The 21,899-nt window shown below is 70.0% G+C and carries 21 protein-coding genes and 2 pseudogenes; 14 read left to right on the top strand and 9 right to left on the bottom strand.

The window, feature by feature from the left end; all coding sequences use genetic code 11:
- Window positions 1-11: 11 nt before the first annotated feature.
- From ACZ61C_RS28795 to ACZ61C_RS28780, 4 genes are read right to left on the bottom strand one after another with little or no spacing between them, the layout of a single operon-like run.
- Entirely contained in the window at window positions 12-1,364 is a 1,353-nt protein-coding gene (locus ACZ61C_RS28795) for an NAD(P)/FAD-dependent oxidoreductase (RefSeq protein WP_465310970.1), read from the bottom strand.
- A gap of 54 nt (window positions 1,365-1,418) precedes the next feature.
- Window positions 1,419-1,685 (bottom strand): acyl carrier protein, encoded by a 267-nt coding sequence (locus ACZ61C_RS28790; protein WP_465310969.1) that lies wholly within the window; start codon window positions 1,683-1,685, stop codon window positions 1,419-1,421.
- Window positions 1,686-1,728: 43 nt separating this feature from the next.
- A complete protein-coding gene (gene ccrA / locus ACZ61C_RS28785; RefSeq protein ID WP_465310968.1) occupies window positions 1,729-3,051 on the bottom strand; it encodes a crotonyl-CoA carboxylase/reductase in 1,323 nt (440 codons plus the stop codon).
- Window positions 3,052-3,096: 45 nt separating this feature from the next.
- Window positions 3,097-3,345 (bottom strand): hypothetical protein, encoded by a 249-nt coding sequence (locus ACZ61C_RS28780; RefSeq protein ID WP_465310967.1) that lies wholly within the window; start codon window positions 3,343-3,345, stop codon window positions 3,097-3,099.
- A gap of 471 nt (window positions 3,346-3,816) precedes the next feature.
- Here ACZ61C_RS28780 and ACZ61C_RS28775 point away from each other — a divergent pair, with 471 nt between their 5' ends.
- The gene (locus tag ACZ61C_RS28775; RefSeq protein ID WP_465310966.1) at window positions 3,817-4,692 is read left to right on the top strand and encodes a TIGR03621 family F420-dependent LLM class oxidoreductase; all 876 of its coding nucleotides are present in this window, start codon (window positions 3,817-3,819) and stop codon (window positions 4,690-4,692) included.
- 449 nt (window positions 4,693-5,141) lie between these two features.
- Here ACZ61C_RS28775 and ACZ61C_RS28770 read toward each other — a convergent pair whose 3' ends face one another.
- Complete coding sequence (locus ACZ61C_RS28770; protein WP_465310965.1) at window positions 5,142-6,299, bottom strand: MBL fold metallo-hydrolase; 1,158 nt, start codon at window positions 6,297-6,299, stop codon at window positions 5,142-5,144.
- A gap of 151 nt (window positions 6,300-6,450) precedes the next feature.
- On the opposite strand from ACZ61C_RS28770, the gene ACZ61C_RS28765 reads away from it, so the two are divergent.
- Both ACZ61C_RS28765 and ACZ61C_RS28760 read left to right on the top strand, forming a co-directional pair.
- Window positions 6,451-6,927: an Lrp/AsnC family transcriptional regulator gene (locus ACZ61C_RS28765; RefSeq protein ID WP_465310964.1), complete on the top strand. Its 477-nt coding sequence runs from the start codon at window positions 6,451-6,453 to the stop codon at window positions 6,925-6,927.
- Window positions 6,928-7,077: 150 nt separating this feature from the next.
- A complete protein-coding gene (locus ACZ61C_RS28760; protein WP_465310963.1) occupies window positions 7,078-7,557 on the top strand; it encodes a hemerythrin domain-containing protein in 480 nt (159 codons plus the stop codon).
- 393 nt (window positions 7,558-7,950) lie between these two features.
- On the opposite strand, the gene ACZ61C_RS28755 is transcribed toward ACZ61C_RS28760, so the two are convergent.
- Complete coding sequence (locus ACZ61C_RS28755) at window positions 7,951-8,943, bottom strand: DUF5914 domain-containing protein (RefSeq protein WP_465310962.1); 993 nt, start codon at window positions 8,941-8,943, stop codon at window positions 7,951-7,953.
- 143 nt (window positions 8,944-9,086) lie between these two features.
- Here ACZ61C_RS28755 and ACZ61C_RS28750 point away from each other — a divergent pair, with 143 nt between their 5' ends.
- From ACZ61C_RS28750 to ACZ61C_RS28705, 10 genes and pseudogenes are all read left to right on the top strand, one after another.
- Window positions 9,087-10,166, top strand: coding sequence for a polyprenyl synthetase family protein (locus ACZ61C_RS28750; protein ID WP_465310961.1), 1,080 nt, complete (start codon window positions 9,087-9,089; stop codon window positions 10,164-10,166).
- The gene (crtI, locus tag ACZ61C_RS28745; protein ID WP_465310960.1) at window positions 10,163-11,674 is read left to right on the top strand and encodes a phytoene desaturase family protein; all 1,512 of its coding nucleotides are present in this window, start codon (window positions 10,163-10,165) and stop codon (window positions 11,672-11,674) included. The genes ACZ61C_RS28750 and crtI overlap by 4 nt, the downstream gene beginning before the upstream one ends.
- Window positions 11,671-12,618: a phytoene/squalene synthase family protein gene (locus tag ACZ61C_RS28740; protein ID WP_465310959.1), complete on the top strand. Its 948-nt coding sequence runs from the start codon at window positions 11,671-11,673 to the stop codon at window positions 12,616-12,618. The genes crtI and ACZ61C_RS28740 overlap by 4 nt, the downstream gene beginning before the upstream one ends.
- Before the next feature lies 1 nt (window position 12,619).
- A complete protein-coding gene (locus ACZ61C_RS28735; protein ID WP_465310958.1) occupies window positions 12,620-12,955 on the top strand; it encodes a lycopene cyclase domain-containing protein in 336 nt (111 codons plus the stop codon).
- Window positions 12,955-13,287 carry a lycopene cyclase domain-containing protein gene (locus ACZ61C_RS28730; protein WP_465310957.1) on the top strand — a complete coding sequence of 111 codons (333 nt, stop codon included), beginning with the start codon at window positions 12,955-12,957 and terminating at the stop codon, window positions 13,285-13,287. Before ACZ61C_RS28735 ends, ACZ61C_RS28730 begins: the two co-directional genes overlap by 1 nt.
- The gene (locus tag ACZ61C_RS28725) at window positions 13,268-13,975 is read left to right on the top strand and encodes a class I SAM-dependent methyltransferase (RefSeq protein ID WP_465310956.1); all 708 of its coding nucleotides are present in this window, start codon (window positions 13,268-13,270) and stop codon (window positions 13,973-13,975) included. Before ACZ61C_RS28730 ends, ACZ61C_RS28725 begins: the two co-directional genes overlap by 20 nt.
- A complete protein-coding gene (locus ACZ61C_RS28720; protein WP_465310955.1) occupies window positions 13,972-15,483 on the top strand; it encodes a hydroxysqualene dehydroxylase in 1,512 nt (503 codons plus the stop codon). The genes ACZ61C_RS28725 and ACZ61C_RS28720 overlap by 4 nt, the downstream gene beginning before the upstream one ends.
- Before the next feature lie 556 nt (window positions 15,484-16,039).
- The gene (locus ACZ61C_RS28715) at window positions 16,040-16,624 is read left to right on the top strand and encodes an alpha/beta hydrolase (RefSeq protein WP_465310954.1); all 585 of its coding nucleotides are present in this window, start codon (window positions 16,040-16,042) and stop codon (window positions 16,622-16,624) included.
- Between the two features lie 22 nt (window positions 16,625-16,646).
- A pseudogene (locus tag ACZ61C_RS28710) lies at window positions 16,647-17,835 on the top strand (zinc-dependent alcohol dehydrogenase).
- Window positions 17,836-17,905: 70 nt separating this feature from the next.
- On the top strand, window positions 17,906-18,130 hold the full coding sequence (locus ACZ61C_RS28705; protein WP_465310953.1) for a DUF6480 family protein: 225 nt from the start codon (window positions 17,906-17,908) through the stop codon (window positions 18,128-18,130).
- On the opposite strand, the gene ACZ61C_RS28700 is transcribed toward ACZ61C_RS28705, so the two are convergent.
- Window positions 18,078-19,211 (bottom strand): carboxylate-amine ligase, encoded by a 1,134-nt coding sequence (locus tag ACZ61C_RS28700; protein WP_465310952.1) that lies wholly within the window; start codon window positions 19,209-19,211, stop codon window positions 18,078-18,080. The two genes, ACZ61C_RS28705 and ACZ61C_RS28700, sit on opposite strands and share 53 nt — an antisense overlap.
- Window positions 19,212-19,259: 48 nt before the next feature.
- Here ACZ61C_RS28700 and ACZ61C_RS28695 point away from each other — a divergent pair.
- Window positions 19,260-19,382: pseudogene (locus ACZ61C_RS28695) on the top strand (hypothetical protein); the annotation flags it as partial.
- On the opposite strand, the gene ACZ61C_RS28690 reads toward ACZ61C_RS28695, so the two are convergent.
- Together ACZ61C_RS28690 and ACZ61C_RS28685 are read right to left on the bottom strand one after the other, a co-directional pair.
- Window positions 19,344-20,432, bottom strand: a complete 1,089-nt coding sequence (locus ACZ61C_RS28690) for an iron-containing redox enzyme family protein (protein WP_465310951.1) — start codon at window positions 20,430-20,432, stop codon at window positions 19,344-19,346. The pseudogene ACZ61C_RS28695 and the gene ACZ61C_RS28690 sit on opposite strands and share 39 nt — an antisense overlap.
- Before the next feature lie 76 nt (window positions 20,433-20,508).
- A complete protein-coding gene (locus ACZ61C_RS28685) occupies window positions 20,509-21,891 on the bottom strand; it encodes a UDP-glucose dehydrogenase family protein (protein WP_465310950.1) in 1,383 nt (460 codons plus the stop codon).
- Window positions 21,892-21,899 lie beyond the last annotated feature (8 nt).

The following is a 21,899-nucleotide window of genomic DNA, read 5'->3' as shown; positions in this document are numbered from 1 at the left end:
GGCCGGATGACTCAGAAACGCGGGGCCACGGTGGGCGCCTTCAACGTTCCCAGAAATTTGTGCCACAAATGGGTCGGATCGTTCTCGACCGCCTCGACGACCTGCCTCATCGCGGCCAGAACCTGGGGCTCTTGCTCGTCGTACACGTCGCCTTGGAGCAGTTTGAGCACATCCAACCGATACCGCGGGTCTTGCACGAACGCGGCGAACAGGATGTTCAGGCGGTAGTAGATCGAAATGAACTCATACCAGTTGGACACTCCCCGCCGGATCGCGCTGACGTAGGTCTCGAACCGTTCCTTGCGGAAGTCGCCCGCTTCGGCCGCGGTGATGATGTCCGTGGCCGCGATCCGCGCGCTGTTGAGTGCCACGCTCACTCCACTCGAGAAGATCGGGTCGACGAACCTCGCGGCGTCGCCGATCATCACGAGCGAGTCGTCGGCGATCCTGGACATGCCGTAGCTGTAGTCGCCCTCGGTCTTGAACGGCCTGACCTGCTTGGCGTTCTTCAACACGTCCAAGACCGGTGGTCGGCTGCCGACAGTTTCCCAGAAGAAGCTGTCGAGATCTCCGTGGTGCTCCTTGAACCGGGCCTTCTGGGTGACTACACCGACCGAGGTGATGGTGTCGGTGATCGGGATTTGCCAGACCCAGGTGTCGGTGAGAGGCAGGAAGTGGACGAAGATGTAGTCGGACTGCTGCTTCTCGACCGCCAAAGCCTTGCGGTCGAAGCCTTCGAACCACGCGTGCACGGCGTACTGGTCGAATACCGGGTCCGGTACTTTCACCTTGAGCTGGGAGCCCAGGAGGGTCCGCCGGCCGCTGGCGTCGACCACCATCCTGACCGGGACGTCGACCCGCTGGTTCCCGATCTTTGCCTGGAGAACCGGACGCTCCGGCGTCCCGAAGTCGACTCGGTTGACCCGGACACCGTGGTAGACCGTGGCCCCGAGGCTTTCGGCGTGCTGCAGAAGGATTTGGTCGAACCTACCCCGGTCCACGTGGAAGGTGTAGTCGCGGTCCACGCCCTTCTGGTTGCGTTCGGCGAACATCACCTCGGCGGCCCGGAAGTCGTGATCGAGGCCCTGGAAACCCAGGTGGTCGACGGGCCGCTTTTCCGCCGAAGTCCACGCCGCGCCGTACTTGTGCGGAAAACCGGCAGCATCGATCTTGTCCATCACACCGATTTCGGTCAGCACGGGTGTGGTGGCCGGGACCAGGGATTCGCCGACGTGCGCCCGGGGAAACGTCTCACTTTCGAAGACGGCGACGGAGAGTCCTGCTTTCGTGAGGTAAGAGGCGATCGTCGACCCGGCCGGACCGCCGCCGATGATGCCGATGTCAAAGTCGAAACCAGCAGCCACTGCACTCTCCGTTCGATTTTCGATGGATGCCCTCGAGGTCGCGGTCTCGGTGGCTCAGGCGTGCACTGCACGCGTCAGCAGCAGGGTGGCGATGCTGTCCAGATCTTGGAAGTTGCTGCCGTTCAGGTCGGCGGCCGACACGTCCACGCCCAGTTCGCCACGAATGAAGGCGATAAGCCGGACAGTGTTGATCGACGTGAGAATTCCCCATTCCAGGAGTGGTGTGTCGGGGGCCAAGTCGGTGGCGTCGGGCTCGGCAAGCAACTGGTCCTTGAAAAAGCTTGTCAACTGTGCGATGAACTGTTCGCGGGCAGGGACCACCAGGCTTCTCCTCGCCGAGCGTTGCGGTGAAAGTGAGACTTGGTCATACCGGCATCAGTGGAGTGATGCGTTCTTCGCCGATCTTCGCGCGTAGATCAGTATTGGTGACGCCGAGGCCAGCGGACGGCGCCAAGCAGAGCACTCCGACTTTGCCGAAGTGTTCGTTGTTCTGAATCGCACGCGCGGCTTCGCCGACCCGTTCCAGTGGATACATCTCGGACAGCATTGGCAGGACGCCGCCACGCTGGATGAGCCGGTTCGTCTGCCATTGCTCGTACAGGTTCGCGCCGTGGCTGCCGATGATCTTCTTCAAGCGCATCCAGAGGTAGCGGTTGTCGAAGGTGTGGTGGTAGCCGGTGCTCGATCCGCAGGTCACGATGACCCCGCCGCGCCGGGCCACCAGTACGGAAATGCCGAAAGTGTCCCGGCCGACGTGCTCGAACACGATGTGTGGATCCTCGCCGATCTCCCGCCTGATGATCTTTCCCAGCCGCTTTGCCGCCGCGGCGGTCACGGACGGGTCAGCCGAGATCTCGCCGATCTCGCGTCGGTCGATCACCAGCTCACAGCCGAGTTTGCGCGCCACTTCGGCCTTCGTGTCCGAACTGACGATTCCGATCGGAATTCCGCCACCATTTCGCGCGAACTGCACGGCGTACCCGCCCAGGCCGCCGGCTGCGCCCCACACGAGGACTACGTCGCCCTGTCTCATGTTGGCGCCTCGTTCGCTGATCAACATCCGGTAGGCCGTGCCCGCGCACAGAGGGTTGCACGCGGCCTCTTCCCAGCTCAGTTGAGTGGCCTTGGGAAGCAGCTGGCTTGCCCGCGCGACCGCGTACTCTGCCAACCCGCCGAAGTTGGTTTCGAACCCCCAGGCACGCTGTTCCGCACCGAGCATGCCGTCGTTGTGGGTGAGCGGGTCCTGGTCGTCGACGTGCGCCGTCGCCACCACGACGTGGTCGCCGACCTGCCAGTTCCGGACACCGATGCCCACGCGCACGATCACTCCGGCGGCGTCCGAACCGAGGACGTGGTGCGGCTGGTCGTGCCGCGAGGCCCAGCCGCCCTGTTTTCCGTAGTAGCGAAGGAAGTTGAAGGTCGGCAGGGGCTCGAACTTGGCTGACCAGATGGTGTTGTAGTTCATCGCGGATGCCATGACGGCGATCAGCACCTCGTCGGGCGCGAGTTCCGGCATGGGTACGGGGCCGACGTGAATCGACTTTCTGACGTCTTTGTCCTCGACGCCGGTGAACACGTCGATGTCCTCGACGCGCAAGTGGGCTGCGGTGTACTCGGCAGGAACCGGAATGTGCTCCAGGGTGTCGCGAGCGGCCCCCGAAATTACAGCGGCAGAGAGTTCGTCCATTTCATCCTTCTTCTGCGCCAGGTGCGCGCGCTGATTGAGGTGAATTCATTCCGAATTGATTGCCGTGATATGCACGATCTCCGGCGCGTGGAGTTTCCGGCGATGAATGCTGAATCCAGCTTCATTCGGCGGGCATGCCGATGTGGGCCGCGTCGTGATCACCGCGAACAGTACGGCCGGATGGTCGCGGCCTGCGTCGGAAGTCTCTTCTCGGAAGAATGAGTCCACATCAGGAAAACGCGGCCTCGTATCTTCGTCCGCGTCGGCGCGCGCGGGCGCGCAGGCTTGATCCATGCGCGGAACGAAAATTCAATCGCGCGTTAACGAGTTGAATTTTCGGTGAAGTGGGACTCGCGGCAGGCGGTTACGTCCTGCGCTCCAGGTGTGTCGATGACCGGCACACCTTTTTCAAAATCAAACCGGTCGTGTCATCGACATTGACCAGGCAAAAATGCAACACCCCAGACCCCCCTTGATACAAGCCTTGCCAGGGCTCGACCGTAAAACACCGAGTCGTGCCCGCCACTGTTTGTACAGTTAGCTATACTAACATGCGCAAAGTGTGCGTGCAAGCGCAAGCTGTGGAGAAATGGCTTTCCCTCTTGTTGGGAACGGTTTTCCCTGCCTCATATTGTCGGTTGTTCAACAACCGGAGGGGAAGTCGAGGCCGAGGTTGCGGCACGATCGAAGCGGCGCGCGGAGGGTCGAGGTCTCGCCGTCAGAGCCCGGTGGGCTGCCTCCGCTCGTCGTCGGTAGATTGGGTGTATGGCCAAGGGTTTCCGGTTCGGGGTGACCATGACGTCCGTGGGGTCCCGGAGTGAGTGGATCGAAAAATGTCGCAAGGCAGAAGGACTGGGCTTCGACGTGATCGGTCTTCCCGATCACTTGGAGGGACCGGCGCCGTTTCCGGCGATGGTGCTGGCGGCAGAAGCGACGCAACGGATGCGGATCACCACTTTTGTACTCAATGCACCTTTCTACAACCCGGGGCTGCTGGCACGTGAAGTGGCAACGGTCGACCAGCTGACGGGTGGCCGGGTGGAGCTGGGACTCGGCGCGGGTTTCGTGAAGGCGGAGTTCGACGAGGTGGGTGTCCCGTTTCCCGACGGGGCCGAGCGTGTCGACCAGGTGGCGAAGATCGCCGAAACCCTGCGGCGGCTCTACTCCGACGATGGCTACCGGCCTCGCCCTGTGCAGAACGGCGGTCCGCCCCTGCTGATTGCGGGGTGGGGAGAGCGGATGCTTCGTGTTGCCGCCGAGCACGCCGACATCGTCGCGATCACCGGAGCCGGAACCGCCGACAGTGGGCACCTGACGCTGGCGGTCGAGGCCGAGGCGGCGAGCCGTCTGGGGCGTGTGCGGGAACTCCTGGGCGACCGGTCCGAACACGTTGAGATCAACATCTTGGTCCAAGCCTTGATCCGACCTCACGAGCGCGACAGCGCGCTGGGACGGCTCAAGCGTTATCTCACGGTCGACGACAACGAGCGGCTGGAAGAGTACATCGGACTGCTCGTCGGCACGCCGGAGCAGATGGCCGGCCGACTGCGCGACCGGCGTGACGCTTGGGGTATCAACTATATTACCGTTCTCGAGCGCAACATGACCAAGTTCGCGCCGCTGATCGAACTCTTGCGTTGATGGTCAGCCGACGCGAGAAGGTCGTGGGGACCACGGAGCGTCGTTCGTCCGTGCTTCACGGCAGCCGGCGTTCCGGGCATGGGGTCGGCAGCGGGCGTTCAGCCAGGCTCAGAGGGAAGGCGGCGAAGTGACCGCCTCGAAATCCGGCGGCGACAGCCGTCGGAGTGTCTGACCGCGGTCATCGCGCAGGGAAGGGATCGAGGCGCCTGGCCGGTTGTGCGTGCGGCCATCGACCCGAATGCCCGGGGTGGGCAGTTCTCCGGCCCACGGCACGGCACGACCGGCTGGCCCGTTGCGTCCGTCCTGTCGGGCCAAGCGCGAGCGAAGAGTCCGGGCGGGTGTTCTGGCGACAGGCCGAGGCTGCGACAGGTATCGAGGTCGACTTACACGGGTGCCGGCGTTGAGATCGGCGACCGTCGGCTGCTCAGCGCGCGTGACCCGGTGCGCGCTCACGTGTACCAGCGTCGTCCTTGCCCGGTGAGCACCCGGCCGAACTGCAGCTCGGGGAAGTGGGCGCCGACGCCGGTGGTGGTTTTGTCTTCGAGTTCCTTGAACAGCCGGTCGCGGACGCGCTGCGCGAGCTCGGGGTCGACGTCGCCCATCGAGCGCCAGCTGGGCTCGTCGAGCTGGACCGGGCAGATGATCGCGTCGCCGAGCAGGATCGCGCGCTTACCGGCGGAGGAGACGACGACGCACAGGTGCCCTGGGGTGTGTCCGGGCGTCATGATCAGGGTGAGGCCCTGGGCGATGGTGGTGTCCTCGCCGACGAGCCGCAGCCGTTCGCCGCGTTCGCGCGTGGTGACGAGGCCGCGCTGGATGTGGTCGGCCAGGTGCCCGTCGCCGTCGACGAAGTGGTCCCAGTTGCGCGCGCCGAACCAGATGGTGGCGTGCGGGAAAACCGGGTTCGCGTGGATGTCGAACAGCCAGCCGCAGTGGTCGGAATGTAGGTGGGTGCAGACGACGTCGGTGATGTCGGCGGGTGCGACGCCGAGGGCGCGCAGGCCGAGCAGCAGCTGCCCGCCGACGAGCAGCCGCCGGGGGCCGGCGTCGTCGATCGCCGGGCCGAGACCGGCGTCGACGAGGATCGTGCGGTCCCCGGTGCGGACGAGGAAGCTGCCGATGGGCAGCCAGGCCATGCCGTCGCGGGGCAGGAACAGGTGCTCGTGACCTTCGGGGCGGACGTGGTCGCCGAAGTAGGCAGGGGAGGCGCGGAACGTCCCGTCCGTGAGCGGGTGGATGTCGATGTCACCGATCAGCTCGGGCTCCTCCGGATGAGAATCGTGGCTGGCGGGCGCCTGCTGCCCGATCACGTGGTCGCCCGCCGAGGCCAGCGCGAGCACGGCGGTGGTGAGCGCGGCCATCCCCGACGCGGTCACGAGCGCTGCCTCGGTGTGTTCCAGCTCCGCGACGACCGAAGCGACCTGCGCGTGGTTGGGGTTGCCGTAGCGGGTGTAGAAGCCTCGGCCGCGCCGTTCGATCGCGGACCGGGCGAACTGCTCGCCGGTGTCGGCTGAGAACGCCGCCGTTTGGAAGATCGGCGGCGCGACGGCGCGATCGGGGTGCACGTCGCGGTCGGCGTGCACGGCGGTCGTGCTGGTGCCTGCCACGGTGCCTCCAGCGGTCGTCGGACTTGACCACTTCAGCGTGGCTGTTCCGGGCGCTGTCGACCGCTCATCGGGGCAACTTTGGCAGTAAATAGCGCCGCCGGGGTGGCATCGGATTGTGGTAGGTGGGGTTTTGGCGCAATAATCTGCCGCCATGGACGAAGTGGATCGTGCGATCGTGGCGGTGCTCGCGACGGACGGCAGGATCAGCAACGCCGAGCTGGCCGAACGTGTCGGACTGTCGCCGTCACCGTGCCTGCGTCGGGTGCGCAAGCTGGAGGAAACGGGCGTGATCCGCGGTTACCAGGCGCTGGTGGACCCCGCGGCGGTCGGTCGCGGCCTGCGCGTGTTCGCCGGCGTCCGGCTCGTGCGTCATGCTCGCGCGGACGTCGCGGCCTTCGAACGCGCTGTCGTCCAGCTGTCCGAGGTGGTGCAGACCCACCACGTCACCGGCAACTACGACTACCTGCTCCAGGTGGAGGTCGCCGACCTGCCAGCCTTCGAGGACTTCCACGCCAACCGCCTGGCAAGCCTGCCCGGGGTCGCGACGGCGACCAGCTACGTGACCATGAAGACGCTCTCGTCGGTGGCTCCGCCGGCCGACGCGGTCAATGGCGACGCGTCCCGCTGAGCACCGCCCGTTGCGGGAAGGCCCCTCGGAGGCGGCCCTGCGGAAGGCCTGAGTCCCGCTCGGCCGTGAGCGGGACCAGGTTGCCGGAAACGACGACCGGTTGAGCCGTGCGCCGCCGGGTATTCCCGGGAAGACCCCGAGGAGGCCGCCGTGTCGACCGACGCGATCGTGTTGCTGAAGAACGACCACCGGACCGTCGAAAAGCTGTTCAAGCAGTTCGAAAAGGCCGGTGACGAAGACTTTGCGGAAAAGCGGAAGATCGTCGACGCGATGATCGGCGAGCTGACGACGCACACCTACATCGAGGAAGAGATCTTCTACCCGGTGGCGAAGGAGGCGGTTCCGGAAACGCGCGACCACGTGCTGGAAAGCGTCGAGGAGCACCACGTGATGGTGTGGCTGATGGCCGAGCTGCGGGACCTGGACGCGAAGGACGAAACATTCGACGCGAAGGTCACCGTGCTCATCGAAAACGTGCGCCACCACGTGGAAGAGGAAGAAGAGGAGTGGTTCCCCGAGGTGCGCAAGGCCCTCGGGCGCAAACGCCTGCAGGAGGTGGGCCAGCGCATGCTGGACGCTCGCCCGAAGGCGCCGAACGACCCCCTGAAGATCGCCAGCGCGCACGCGTGACGACCGGGCCCGGGTAGCGACGTCCGGGCCGGCTCAGGGACGGCGGCCGACAGCGGTCGCGAGCTCGTGTGCGCGCCGGTCGTCTGGAGCCAGGGGAGCGGTGTCGCCGCCAGCCCAGCCCTGTCTCGGTCCGCTCGGTCCTCATCGCCGGCAGGCGCAGCATTGCGCACCGAGAAGGTCGGCGGCGACTGGCCGCACGGTGGCGGGGGCGATCGCGTCGGCGAGGTCCGCGTTGTGCACGACCTGCAGGCAGCGTCGAGCCGACGTTCGAGGTTAGTCTTCTCCCGGGTGCAGGCGGCCTCCGGCCAGCCGTGCGTCGGCCGGCGCTCGTCGACCGGCGCGGTGGTTTCCCGCGATGAGTGCGCGCCGATCGAAGCTTGGACAGGTACTGGCTCAGGCTCGCAGCGCGTACCGGCGCTCGGCGTAGGCGAGGTCGTCGCGCCACAGGCGGGCCGCCGTGTGGCGCATGAGCGGCCGAATCGCCGGCGCAAGCCGGGCCGCGATCGCGAAGCCGGGCCGTTCGGACGCGGCGATCGTCGCCTCGATGACCGCGGTGCGCGGGCGTCCGTCGAGCCCGGCACCCAACGGCGTCGCGTGGGTTTCGACGACGCTGCCGACGCCTTCGCCGTCCACGATGCGCATGACCACCGTCCGCGGTTCGGGGCACTCGAACTCCGCCACGACCGGGACGCCCCAGCGGCCGGCCACGCGGAACGTGACCTCGACCAGGAACCGGTCCTCGTCCTCGGTCGGGGTCTCGAGCACCTGGAGGCGCGCGAACGAGTACGGGTGGAACCAGGCGCCGTGCCACGGGTCGAGCCGGTTGGCCACGACGTCCTCGGGTTCGCAGATCCCGGTGAGCGTCGCGACGGCGTCGATGCGCGCCGTTCCGCCGGGGCGGGCGGGTACCACCGGCCGGTCGGTCGGCGGCTCGTGCCCGAGTGCGTCGAGCCGGGCCCAGACCAGGACGCCATCGTCGTGCGCCGGGACCGGCGCCCAGCTGCCGCAGCGTCGGCCGTCCAGCCGCAGACCGTGCCACCGGCACACCAGGCCGCCGCGGTCGACGCGGGCGTCGGCGAGCGGTGCGCCCAGGTGCGGGCAGGCGCCTGGGCCGATCCGGACATCGCCGCTTTCCCCGCGCCACGCGACCAGCTCGCGGCCGCCGACGGTGACCCCGAACGGGCGGTCGGCGCGGATCGCCCGGGCGGCGCCCACGACGTACCAGTTGCCCGACGGACGCGCCGACGCCCGCTTGCCCGCGGACTCGATGAGCGCGGGCGGGCAGTCCTGGTACGTCGGCTCCTGGCCGGCCCACCGAGGCTCACGAAACGGCTGGACGGGCCATCGTCGCGGCCAGAGCCCGGCGACCCGCTGGCTGACACTCATCGATCCATCGTGGACGCGGTCCGCCGTGCCCGCACGGCGGACCGTCTTTCGGGTGCACCGGTGTTTATCGACCTTTCCGCCGGGTAAAGACGACCGTTGCATCGTTTTCGCGTCGATTTGTCCTGCACCGAGAAGGAGCCCGGATGGCACAGGTCACCGACACCGGTCCGGCGGCCCGGCTCGACGAACTACGCGCGCGGTGCGCCGAAGAGGTCCACGGGTTCGTCGTCGAGCGCGTGCGGGAGCACTTCACCGGCCGTCCCGCCGGCACCCCGGCGGCCACCGCCCTGCCCGAGTTCGCAGCCGGTGGGAAGTTTCTCCGCCCGCTGTTCGCCTACACCGGCTGGTGCTGCGGCGCGCCGGACGACGACGCGGCGCTGCGAGCGGCCGCCGCGCTTGAGCTGCTGCACTGCTTCGCGCTGGCCCAGGACGACGTCATGGACGGTTCGAAGCGACGTCGTGGCCGGCCGGCCCTGCACGTCACCTTCTCCCGGTGGCACGAAGACGCCGGACTCGCCGGATCCGCCGACCGGTTCGGCGAGTCGGCCGCGATCCTCGCGGGGGACCTGTTCCTCGTCTGGTCCGAGCAGCTGCTCCGCACCAGCGGCCTCCCCGCGGAGGTCCTCGCGCGGGGCTGGCCGGGCTACGACCACCTGCGCTCCGAACTGGCCCTCGGCCAGCTCGGCGACCTCGTCAACGACGCCCGCGCGCTGCCCGCGTGGGCGGACGTCCTCGACGTGGTCCGGCGCAAGTCGGGCAACTACACCGTGCGCCGGCCCCTCGAGTTCGGCGCCGCGCTCGCGGGGTGTGCCGAGCCGGTCGTCCACGCACTGAGCACCTACGGCGGGCTGATCGGCGAAGCCTTCCAGTTCCGCGACGACCTGCTCGGCGTGTTCGGCGACCCGGCCGTCACCGGCAAGCCCGTCGGCGACGACCTGCGCGAGCGGAAGGCCACCACGGTGGTGGTGCTCGCCGCCGAGCTGGCCGACCGCGGGCAGCGCGCCGAACTGGGTGGTCTGCTGGCCCTCGACGTCATCGACGACGCCGCCGTGGCGCGCTGGCAGCGGCTGATCACCGCGACCGGGGCCGCCGACCAGCTGGAGAAGTTCATCGACGAACGCGTCCACCACGCACTGGAGGCAGCCGACCTGGCCGGGCTCCCGCCGTGGCCGGCCGCCGCGCTGACGACGCTCGCGGTGCGGTGCACCGAGCGCGTCCGATGAGGACGGTCCCCGGCCGCACCGGCCGCGTGGTCGTCGTCGGCGCCGGGCTGGCCGGCCTGTCCGCCGCCCTGCACCTGGCCGGGCGGGGCCGGTCGGTCGTCGTCGTCGAGCGCGATTCCGGGCCCGGCGGGCGAGCCGGGCGCCTCGACCTCGACGGCTACCACCTCGACACCGGCCCGACGGTCCTGACCATGCCCGCCGTCCTCGGCGACGCCTTCGCCGCGGTGGGCGCCGACCTGGCCGGGCACCTGACGCTGACCCGCCTCGACCCCGCCTACACCGCGCGGTTCGCCGACGGCTCGGTCCTGCCGGTGCACTCCGACGCGGCCCGGATGACCGACGCCGTACGCGACTTCGCCGGCCCGGCCGAGGCGGCCGGGTACCGCCGCCTGCGCGACTGGCTGACCCGGCTGTACCGCGCCGAATTCGACCGGTTCGTCGCCACCAACTTCGACTCGCCGCTGGGCCTGCTCACCCCCGACCTGGCCCGGCTGGTGGCGCTCGGCGGGTTCCGTCGCCTCGACGCCCGGATCGGCGCGTTCCTGGCCGACGAACGGCTCAAGCGCGTCTTCACCTTCCAGGCCCTGTACGCGGGGGAGTCGCCGATGCGCGCGCTCGCGCTGTACGCGGTCATCTCCTACATGGACACCGTCGGCGGCGTGTACTTCCCCGACGGCGGGATGGCGGCCGTCCCGCGGGCGATGGCCAGGGCGGCCGCCGACACCGGGGTGGAGTTCCGGTTCGGCGCGCCCGTCACGGCGCTCGAACGCCGAGGTGCGCGCGTGACCGCCGTGCACGCCGGCGGCGAACGGATCGCGGCCGACGCGGTCGTGCTGACCACCGAGCCGCACGAGAGCTACCGGCTGCTCGGGCGCGCGCCCCGGCGTCCGGTGCCGTTGCGCGCGGCGCCGTCCGCGCTGGTGCTGCACGCGGGCGGCCGCGCCGGAGATCCCCTCGGGCACCACACGATCTCGTTCGGCGACGGCTGGGCGTCGACGTTCCGTGAGCTGATCACCGAAGGACGGCCGATGAGCGATCCGTCGTTGCTGATCACCCGCCCGACGGCGACCGACCCGTCCCTGGCCCCGCCCGGCCGGGACCTGTTCTCGATCCTGGCGCCCGTGCCGAACCTCGACCGCGGCCCGCGCGACTGGGACGCCGATGCCGGCCCGTACGCCGAGGAGATCCTCGACCACGTCCGCTCCCGCCTGCTGCCCGGGTTCACCCCGGAGCTGTCCCACGTCCTGAGCCCGGCGGACTGGCAGCGCCGCGGGCTGGTGGCAGGCACGCCATTCAGCTACGCGCATTCGTTCGTCCAAACCGGACCGTTCCGGCCACGGAACCTGCCACCCGGCACGGAAAACGTCGTCCTGGCCGGCGGCGGGACGGTGCCCGGTGTCGGCGTCCCGACGGTGCTGCTCTCGGGCCGCCTCGCCGCCGACCGGATCACCGGCGGACGGCCGGCCACGGCCGTCACCCTCGACCTCGCCGCGGAAGGAACCCGATGACGCACCGCGAACTCGATGCCGCAGGCATCACCGAACCGGCTCTGCGCGGCGCCTACCTGCGCTGCCGCGAGGTCAACGCCCGGCACGGCCGGACCTACTTCCTCGCCACGCGCCTGCTTTCGCCCGCTCAGCGCCCCGCCGTCCACGCGCTCTACGCGTTCGCGCGGCGGCTGGACGACCTCGTCGACGAACCGGCGCCCGGCGCCACCCCGGACGACATCGCCGCCACGCTGCACGACGTCGAACGGCACTTCTTCGCCGACCTCGCCGCCGGACGCAGCGACGATCCGCTGCGCACCGCCGTGATCGACACCGCGACCCGGTACGCCATCCCCGAGCCGCACTTCCGCGCCTTCTTCGCGTCCATGCGGATGGACCTCACGGTCACCGGCTACCCGACGCGGGCCGCGCTCGACGAGTACGTGCACGGCTCGGCCGAAGTCATCGGGCTGCAGATGCTGCCGGTGCTCGACACCGTCGTCCCCCGCGCCGAAGCGACCCCGCACGCGGCGGCGCTCGGGAAGGCGTTCCAGCTGACGAACTTCCTGCGCGACGTCGCCGAAGACCTCGATCGCGGCCGGGTCTACCTGCCCGCCGACGAACTCGCGGCGACCGGGGTCGACCGCGACCGGCTGGCCTGGTGCGCTCGGAGCAGGCGGGTCGACCAGTTCGTCCGGCGAGCGCTCGCCGACCAGGTCGCGCGAACGCGCCGGATCTACGCCGAGGCCGAACCGGGCATCACGATGCTGCACCCGGCGTCCCGGCCGTGCGTGTGGACCGCCTTCACGCTCTACGGCGGGATTCTCGACCGCATCGAGGCGGCCGGGTACAACGTCTTCGCCGGCCGCGCGCGCGTGCCGCGCCATCGACGGTTGCTCGCCGCCGGCGACGCGCTCGTCCGCGCCCGGTGGGCCCGCCACCGCCACCCGGTGGCGGTGGCCTGACGTGGGCAAGCTGGAATACCTCCTGGTACTGGCCGCCTGCGTGGCCGTCACGCTGCCGCTGGAGCTGGCCGGGGCCCGGGTGTACCGCCGGCCGCGGCTGCTGGCCCGCGCGGTGCTGCCGGTCGCCGCGGTCTTCCTGGTCTGGGACGCGATCGCCGTCGCCGCCGGGGTCTGGGACTTCGCCCCTGAGTTCGTCACCGGACTGCGGGTGCCGCTGGGCATCCCGCTCGAAGAGGTGCTGTTCTTCGTCGTGGTGCCGATCTGCGGGGTCCTGACCTACGAAGGCGTGCAGGTGACGGCGCGGCTGCTGCGCCGCCGGTCGCGGGTGACGCGCTGATGCCTTGGGGCTACACGGTTCCGGCCGTCGCCGCGGTGGTTCTGGTGCTTGCGGGAGAGCTGCTCGTGCTGCGCACCGGCCTGCTCCGCCGTCCCGAGTACTGGGTCACGATGGCCATCGTGACCGCGTTCCAGATCCCCGTCGACGGCTGGCTGACCAAGCTGTCCGCGCCGATCGTCCGGTACGCGCCCGAAGGCATCACCGGCTGGCGGTTCCCGTGGGACATCCCGGTCGAGGACTTCCTCTACGGCTACGCCCTCGTCACCGCGGTCCTGCTGCTGTGGGAACGCGGGAAGTCGCGAAAGGACAGTGATGACCCTGTTGCCCGATAACGGTTTGCCGCGTGCCGAGGTACCGGCGGCGTTCGACGGCGGCGCCGCGGCGTACGACCGGCTCGTCGGCCTCAACCCGGGCTACCACCGGCACCTGCGCCTTTCCGCCCGGCGCCTCGGAGCGTCCCCCGGTGCGCGCGTCCTGGACGCCGGCTGTGGCACCGGCGCTTCGACGGCCGCGTTGCTGACCGCGGTCCCGGCCGCGCGGGTCACCGCGATCGACGCGTCCGCGGGCATGCTGGCCCGGGCCCGCGCGAAGCCGTGGCCGGCGGGGGTCGAGTTCCGGCACACCGCGGTGGAGGACCTGGCCGACGAGGGGCCGTTCGACGCGGTCTTCGCCGCCTACCTGGTGCGCAACCTCGACGATCCGGACACGCAGCTCAAGCGGCTGTACGGCCTGCTGCGCCCGGGCGGGCGCCTCGCGCTGCACGAGTACTCGGTGCGCGACTCCCGGCGGGCGCGCTGGGTGTGGAACGCGGTGTGCGGGACGATCGTGATCCCGGCCGGCCGGCTCGTCACCGGCGACGCGACGCTGTACCGGCACCTGCGGCGCAGCGTCCACGCCTTCGACGGCGTCGCCGATCTCTGCGCCCGCGTGGCCGCCGCGGGCTTCACCGATGTCCGGACCGGGACCGTGCCGGGCTGGCCGCGCGGGATCGTCCACACCGTCCTGGGCACCCGCCCGTGAAGCCGGGACGCGACCGCCGTGCCGAAACCCACCCGGCGCCCGGCGGGCTCGCCGACGCCGGGCAGCTCGACGGCCGTCCCCGCGTCGCGGTCGTCGGGGGCGGGATCGCCGGGCTGACGGCCGCGACCGGCCTGGCCGAGCGCGGGGTCGAGGTCACGGTGCTCGAACGCGAGCGGTACCTCGGCGGGCGCGCCGGAGGATGGGCCGAGCGACTGCCGGACGGCACACCCGTCACCATGAGCCGGGGGTTCCACGCGTTCTTCCGCCAGTACTACAACCTCCGCGCGCTGCTGACCCGCACGGACCCCGGCCTGGAGCGGCTCACGGCAGTCGCGGACTACCCGCTGGTCGACGCGCACGGCCGCACGGACACCTTCGCCGGGCTGCCGCTGACCCCGCCGCTCAACGCGCTCGCGTTCGCCCTGCGCAGCCCGACCTTCCGCCCGCGCGACCTGCTGCGGCTCAACGGACGGCGCGCGCTGCCGCTGGCGGGTGTCCGCGTACCGCGGATCTACGACCAGCTCGACGACACCGACGCGGCGTCCTTCCTCACCGCCATCGGATTTCCGGCCGCCGCCCGGCACCTCGCCTTCGACGTCTTCTCCCGCAGCTTCTTCGCCGATCCCGGCGAGCTGTCCGCCGCGGAGCTGGCGACGATGTTCCACCTGTACTTCCTGGGTTCTTCCGAAGGCCTGCTGTTCGACGTCCCGGCCGAGCCGTTCCCGCAGGCGCTGTGGGAGCCGCTGGGGGAGTACCTCGCCGACCGCCGTGCCGAGGTCCGGACCGGTGTCTCGGTGACCACCGTCGAGCCGTGCTCAGACGGGTTCTTCGTCGATGGCGAGCCTTTCGACGCGGTCGTGCTCGCGTGCGACGTCCCGGGCCTGCGGCGCGTTGTGGCCGGCTCACCCGGCTTGGGCACACCGGAGTGGCGTGCCGCCGTGGCGGACCTGCGTACCGCGCCGCCGTTCGTCGTGCGGCGGCTGTGGCTGGACCGGCCGGTGAGCGGCGCCTGGCCGGCGTTCCTGGGCACCGGAGGGTTGCCGCCGCTCGACAACATCAGCGTCCTCGACCGGTACGAGGGCGAGGCGCGGCGATGGGCGCACCTTCACGGCGGGTCGGTCGTCGAACTGCACGCCTATGCGTCCGGTGGCGACACCGACCGCGTCGCGAAGGAACTGGACGGGGTCTTGCACCGGCTCTACCCGGAGACCGCCGATGCCCGGGTGGTCGGCTCGAGCACCCTCGTCCGCGAGGACTGCCCGCTGTTCCCGGTCGGCGGCTTCGCCCGGCGGCCGCCAGTGGAGACGCCGCAGCCCGGACTGGTGCTGGCCGGTGACACGATCCGCGTCGACCTGCCGGTGGCGCTCATGGAGCGTGCGGCCACCACCGGCTGGATCGCCGCGAACGTTCTGCTGCGCAGCTGGGGCCTCGCGGGCCACGCACTGCGTTCGGTGCCGAACCGCGGCCGGATCGCCGTACTCGACCGGCTCGCCGCCCGGACGTGGTAGCTCCGGTCACGCGACACCTGTGTCAGGCCGCGGACGCCACGCTCGAAGTGCCGCTCGAGGAGCGAAGCAACAAGAACGCGGGCGGAACGGACGCTGGAATCAGAGCGCTTCGGCCAGCCAGTTCACCGCTCGCACCAAGTCGAGTTCCGCCCAGCTCACCGGGTGTGGTTCCGGACCGGACCACCTCCCTTCCACAAACCGTTTTGCTCCCCGAGCACACCGCTGACACCCCGCTCTCATCGCTTGCAAGCACACCGGGCTTGGCGAATGACACCGATTCCACGCGGCCACCGCGGGCCATCGCCTCCACGTACCAGAGCGACCAGATCGAGTACGCGTCGTCGTCTCGGGGGTTTCGAATACGACAGCGAAATCCGTTTGTCGCAGGCCGGCACGGGTACGTCTGGCGGAACAGGTTGATCATCACAATCGACGCGTCGAACGCGGAGGTGTCCCCTTGCCGACCGCCCGCCTCATCGCCACTCAGGTTCCGCGATCTCCAGCCGCGGCCGTGGTCGTCCTCCACGGAGGAGGCGCCCGTGGCGGCGCGATGCCGGTGAGCCCAGCACAGCTGTCGGTGGTGCGGATGATCCCGATCGCGCAGCGGGTCGCGCGCACCGGCCACGGCCACTTGGCTGTGTGGCGGCTGCTGAACTCCATGCGCGGTTGGGACAGCGCTCACAGCCCGGTGGACGATGTCCGCTGGGCGCTCGCGCAGATCCGGGACCGGTTGCCGTCCGGGACGCCGGTCGGCCTGATCGGGCACTCCCTCGGCGGCCGGGCGGCGATCCTGAGCGCGGGCGAACACGACGTGCGCAGCGTCGTCGCGCCGGCGCCGTGGGTGCACCCCCAAGACGGTGACGTCCCGGCGGTCGGCAGGCGAGTGCTGTTCGTGCACGGCACGGCGGACCGCGTCGCCCGGCCGGAGCGGGCGTTCGGCGCTGCCGAACACCTCGCCCGCACCGCGCGGGTCGGCGTCGTCCGCGTCCGGAACGGCCGGCACGCAATGCTGCGCCGCCACCGGACCTTCGACGGGCTCGCGGCAGGGTTCACGGCCGCCACCCTGCTCGGTGAAGCGCCGGGCGATCCGCGAAGTCCCCTGGGCCGGATCCTGGCCGGCGCCGCGTTCGCGGTCGCCTGAATCCACCGACGGAGGAGCCGACATCAAAGCACTCACCTGGCAAGGCACCGGGAACGTCGAGATCACCGACGTTCCCGACCCACGCATCGAAGAGCCGACCGACGCGATCATCAAGGTCACCTCGACCGCGATCTGCGGATCCGACCTGCACCTCTACGGGGGTGCTTGGCCCGTACCTCAAGCCGGGGGACGTGCTCGGCCACGAGGCGATGGGCATCGTCGAGGAGGTCGGCTCCGGCGCTGCCGCTCACCTGTCAGTGGGGGACCGGGTCGTCGTGCCGTTCACCATCTCTTGTGGGCATTGCTGGATGTGCGGGCGCGGCCTGTTCGCCCAGTGCGAGACGACCCAGGTCCGCGAGCACGGCAAAGGCGCCAGCCTCTTCGGGTACACGGCGCTCTACGGCTCGGTTCCCGGCGGCCAAGCCGAGTACCTGCGGGTGCCTCAGGCGCACTTCGGGCCGATCGTCGTCCCCGAAGGGACCCCGGACGAGCGGTTCCTGTTCCTGTCGGACATCCTGCCGACGGCGTGGCAGGCTGTCCGCTATGCCGACGTCCCTCCGGGCGGCACGGTGGCGGTGCTCGGGCTGGGCCCGGTCGGCCAGTTCGCCGTCCGCATCGCCGCGCACCTCGGCGCCGGCCGGGTCATCGGCGTCGATCGGGTCCCCGAACGGCTCGCGCTCGCCGAGCGCTACGGCGCCGAACCGGTCAACCTCGACGAAGTGAAAGACGTCGCGACCACCCTCATCGAGCTGGTCGACGGCCGCGGCCCGGACGCCACGATCGACGCCGTCGGTATGGAAGCGCACGGCGGGCGGCTTGCCACCGTGGCCCAGAAAGCCACCGGCCTCCTCCCGGACGCGCTCGCGCGGAAGATGACCGACAAGCTCGCCGTCGACCGGCTCGACGCGTTGCACGCGGCTCTTAAGGGTGTGCGGCGCGGAGGCACCGCATCGGTGTCGGGTGTGTACGGCGGCGAAGTCGACGCGATGCCGATGATGGAGATGTTCGACCGCGGCATCCAGCTGCGCATGGGCCAGGCCCACGTGCGGCGGTGGACCGAGGAAATCCTCCCGCTCGTGCTCGATCCGGCCGACCCGCTCGGGACCCTGGACCTCACCACGCACCACCTGCCGCTGGCCGAGGCTGCGCACGGCTACGAGATGTTCCGCGACAAGCACGACGGCTGCGTCAAGGTCGTGCTGAAGCCGTGACCGGACGAGACGTGTTCATCGCCGGGACCGGTGTCGTCGTGCACTCCGCGACCATGATCGGGACGAGGTCATGACGGCGCCGGGGCCGGAACCGGAGGAGGTACCCGGCCTGGAAGCGGGCGGGTCGGTGACCCCGGGGGACACCCCGCCCGACGCCGGCCAGACGTCCGGGCTGTCCCACCCGCAGCCGATGCCGTCGAAAACGATCCCGGTGATCGCGCTGGTGATCGTTGGTGTCCTCGTCATCGGGATGGCCGCGTTCTTCCTGCTGCGAGCGTTCGATCTGGTTGGTTGAGCGTCAGCAACCGGTCTGCTGCGTCGTCCATAATGGCGTGAAGACCGTCTCGCGCGATCCGGATCTGACGTTCGGCGCCGGTTTCGCCGGCGAGCACGCGGCTGAGCTGAGCGTCGGCGAACACGTCGTCGCGGGACGCCGTCAGCATCGGGCGTATGTGGGACAAGAGGTTGTCGAGCAGGGTTGCAGCCGGGACGCGCCGGCCTGTCAGCGGGTCGACGCCCGGTCCGTGAATGCCGTGTCGGGCGGCGGTCCACAACGCGGCCGCGGCGAGCTGACCGTCCACTTCGGGCGCTTCGACGCCGCGGTCCAGGTCGGCGAGCGCCGTGCGGACCAGGGCTCGGGTCAGCGCTACCTGCAGCAGCGCCTCGTCGACGGTGCCGGCGACGTCGGCGATCCGCACCTCAACAGTCGGGTACACCGCCGATGGGCGGGCGGCCCAGAAGGTCATGCGGTCGTCAACGAGCACGCCGCTGTCCACCAGACGTCCGAGGCAACGTTCGTAGGTGGCGAGGTCGCCGAAGCGAGGCGGGATGCCACCACCGGGCAGCGGTGCCTGCTGGATCACGCGCCAGCTCTGGTGACCGGTGTGCCGTCCGTGGTGGACGGCGGAGTTCCCGGACAGCGCGAGCAGCGTCGGGAGCCAGGGCCGCAGGTGGTCGACGACGGCGACGGCGAGCTCCCGGTCGGGGACGCCGACGTGGACGTGGCAGCCGCACGTCTCGTAGTCGGCGAGGACACCCTGGTAAAGGGCGCCGATGGCGTGGTGGCGCGGGGTGTCGGTCAGCCGGGGCCGGTCCCCGGCCAGCGGCGGCGTGCCGAGCGGCACGATCAGCGCCGCGGTTTCTCGCGCCGCGGTCGCCAACGATGTGCGAGATGCGGTCAACGCCCGGCCGACGTCGGACAGATCCGTGAGCACGTCGGTCGTCGTCTCGACCTGAGATTGGTACAACTCGCGATGAAACCCCTCCTCGCCCGGGAGCCGGGCGAGGATCTCACCAGCCCGGGAGACCGGTCGCCGCGTCCGGGCGTCGACGATGAGGAACTCTTCCTCGACGCCGACGGTGAGCCCGCCGGTCACGTCGGCTCCGGTGGCGTGGACCCGGCCGAGCCGGGGTATCCGGGGCTGATGAACGACACCACGGCGGCACCCGCAACCATCACCCCGTACGACGACGGGCCGCTGCTGGTCCGCGGCGAGTTCGAAATCCGCTCACCGGACGGCGAGGTCATCGATCCCGGCCGTAGTACGGTCGCGCTCTGCCGCTGCGGGCTCTCGGCCGTCAAACCCTTCTGCGACGGTACCCACAAGGTCCGCGGATTCCGGGCGTCCGGCGGCGACCGTTCCTGAGCGCAACGACGACCGGTCGTTCGCCCAGGCCGCCAGCAACGTCCGGCCGAACTCGGCGTCGACTGCCAGCCCACACGCTGCGCCGAAGAGAACATCGGCTGCGGCGGCCGGGTTCTCCCGCGCGAACGTGCCGCAGAGGTCGTGGGCGGCGATCTGTTCGTGGACGGCGTCCGCTTCGACGTGCACGTCGAAGAATCGAGTCGCCGGCTCGTCTCCGCCGAGGCGCCGCAACCCATTGCCGTAGCGGCGGTTCGGCAGCGACGACGTCATCTCGAACGCCGCCAGGTGTCCCAGCGTGGCACCGAGCCAGCGGCGGTGGAAGCCGAAGAACGACATCAGGTTGCTGACCGCGAGCGTCACCGCCGGGACGTGCTCGATATAGTGGCCGTAGCTGTCATCGAGAGACAGTCCGCGCATGGTGGCCCGGAACAGCTCGGAGTGCATGCGGTCCAGCCGTCCGGTGCCGTATTCGTCGGTCTGGATCTCCAGCAACGCGACCTTCGCCGCGCCGGACAGCCGGGGAATGGCCCAGCTGTGCGGATCCGCCTCTTTCAGGTGATACACGGAACGATGGACGACGAACTCACGGAACTGTGCCGAGGACGCCCGTCGCTGCAGAAACTTCGCCAGCGAAGGTCCGTCGTCGGCCCGGACCAGTTCGGCAAGCGCATTCGGCACCGTCTCCGGCTCGACGGCAACCGGGGAGACGAGCTCGCGAAGTCCCGCTTCCCACCGTCGCTCGAGCCGGCTTCGCAGAGCGGTGACGAAAGGAGCGTGCTCCCACGACGGATTGACGTCGTCGAAGCCGCGATAGCCAAGCTCGTAGCAGATCCACAGGGCGAGCTGCAGGTCGTCGTCGTGCACCACGGGACGGGCGCGGTCGTCCGCGACGGGGACCGGGGTGAGGTCGTCCGGCACCCGGCTGAGGCGGTCGGTGAGCAAAGCGCTCACCGGGCCACGGGAGTGAGGTAGACGCATGGATCCTCCTGATTGCTGGGACGGTGACGGATACGCACGGTTTCGGTGGTTATCGGGACGCGGTGGCCGAACCGGCAAGGATGCGTCCGTCGAGGACGGTGCCTTGCGCCGACGGCGGTTCGGTGCGAGCCGGCCGGCCCACTCCGGTCCAGCTGAACCCCGCTTGGGCCAGTGCGGCCGGATCGAGGAGGTTACGGGTGTCGACGACGGTCGGGGTGCGCACGCAGGCGGCCAGGCGAGGCCAATCCAGGCGCCGGAACTCGGGCCACTCGGTCAGGACCACGATTGCGTCCGCGTCGGCGGCGGCCTGGTAGGCGTCCTCCGCCACGGCCACCGGGAGCTGTTCGGCAGAGGACACCGCTGGGTCGAACGCGACCAGGTCGGCCCCGGCCTGGCGCAGCAGAGCGGCAACTGCGAGGGACGGGGAATCGCGAAGATCGGCGGTGCCGGCCTTGAAGGTCAGGCCCAGCAAGGCCAGTTTCACTTTGCTGAGCGACCCGGCGCGGCTGCCTGTCACGGCGGCGCGGATCTTGTCGACCATCCGCTTGTGCTGGCGGTCGTTGGTGTCGATCGCCGCCCGGACGAGCCGGAACTCGAAGTCGGCCGAGTCGGCCAGCTGCAGCAACGCGGAGGTGTCCTTCGGCAGACAGGAACCTCCCCAGCCGGGCCCGGGGGACAGGAACTTCTGGCCGATGCGGCGGTCGTAACCCATGCCCTCGGTGACGTCGGTGACGTCGGCTCCGACGCGGTCGCAAAGCTCGGCGACCGCGTTGACGTAGGAGAGCTTCATCGCCAGGAAGCAGTTGGCCGCGTACTTGACCAGCTCGGCGGACGGGCTGTCGGTCAACACGGTCGGCGCGCCGAGGCGCGCGTACAGCGCCGCGACCCGTTCGGCCGCGTCCTGGCGGGCGGAGCCGACCACGATCCGGTCCGGGTGCAGGAAGTCGTGCACCGCCGTGCCCTCCCGCAGGAACTCCGGGTTGGACACCACCGCGACGTCCTCGCGGTCCAGCAGGTGGGTGAGCCGGTCCGCGGTGCCGACGGGCACGGTGGACTTGGTCACCACGACACACCCCGGGGGCAGCAGCGTGCGGATGTCGTCCACCACCGTCTCCAGAATGCAGAGATCGGCCAGACCGCCGACACCCATGGGCGTTGGGACGCAGAGGAAAACGATCTCCACCGGCGGTGCGGACTGCTCGAAGACGGCTTCGGCCCCGGTGACCCAGGTGAGCCGGCCCGCGGCAGTGCCCTCAGCGACGAGGTCGGCCAGGCCCGGTTCCAGGATGTCCACGTGACCGTCGCGCAGCCGGGCCACCTTGGCCCCGTCCGAGTCGGCACTTCGCACCGTGTGACCGAGCGAGGCCAGACAGGCGCCGGTGGTGAGCCCGACGTACCCGGTTCCGATGACGGCGACGTTTCGAGCGAACATGATGGTTC

It is taken from the genome of Amycolatopsis sp. NPDC104587 (assembly GCF_055583645.1).
Note: the sequence above shows the minus strand (reverse complement) of the source record. Positions and strands in the feature narration are given on the sequence as shown.

What these genes read in the sequence shown, in the direction of transcription:
- crtI (WP_465310960.1), top strand. Translation starts at nt 10,163, where the DNA reads ATGAGGACGGTCCCCGGCCGCACCGGCCGCGTGGTCGTCGTCGGCGCC.
- ACZ61C_RS28765 (WP_465310964.1), top strand. Translation starts at nt 6,451, where the DNA reads ATGGACGAAGTGGATCGTGCGATCGTGGCGGTGCTCGCGACGGACGGC.
- ACZ61C_RS28705 (WP_465310953.1), top strand. Translation starts at nt 17,906, where the DNA reads ATGACGGCGCCGGGGCCGGAACCGGAGGAGGTACCCGGCCTGGAAGCG.
- ACZ61C_RS28730 (WP_465310957.1), top strand. Translation starts at nt 12,955, where the DNA reads ATGCCTTGGGGCTACACGGTTCCGGCCGTCGCCGCGGTGGTTCTGGTG.
- ACZ61C_RS28755 (WP_465310962.1), bottom strand. Translation starts at nt 8,943, where the DNA reads ATGAGTGTCAGCCAGCGGGTCGCCGGGCTCTGGCCGCGACGATGGCCC.
- ACZ61C_RS28750 (WP_465310961.1), top strand. Translation starts at nt 9,087, where the DNA reads ATGGCACAGGTCACCGACACCGGTCCGGCGGCCCGGCTCGACGAACTA.
- ACZ61C_RS28740 (WP_465310959.1), top strand. Translation starts at nt 11,671, where the DNA reads ATGACGCACCGCGAACTCGATGCCGCAGGCATCACCGAACCGGCTCTG.
- ACZ61C_RS28775 (WP_465310966.1), top strand. Translation starts at nt 3,817, where the DNA reads ATGGCCAAGGGTTTCCGGTTCGGGGTGACCATGACGTCCGTGGGGTCC.
- ACZ61C_RS28685 (WP_465310950.1), bottom strand. Translation starts at nt 21,891, where the DNA reads ATGTTCGCTCGAAACGTCGCCGTCATCGGAACCGGGTACGTCGGGCTC.
- ACZ61C_RS28725 (WP_465310956.1), top strand. Translation starts at nt 13,268, where the DNA reads ATGACCCTGTTGCCCGATAACGGTTTGCCGCGTGCCGAGGTACCGGCG.
- ACZ61C_RS28780 (WP_465310967.1), bottom strand. Translation starts at nt 3,345, where the DNA reads ATGGATCAAGCCTGCGCGCCCGCGCGCGCCGACGCGGACGAAGATACG.
- ccrA (WP_465310968.1), bottom strand. Translation starts at nt 3,051, where the DNA reads ATGGACGAACTCTCTGCCGCTGTAATTTCGGGGGCCGCTCGCGACACC.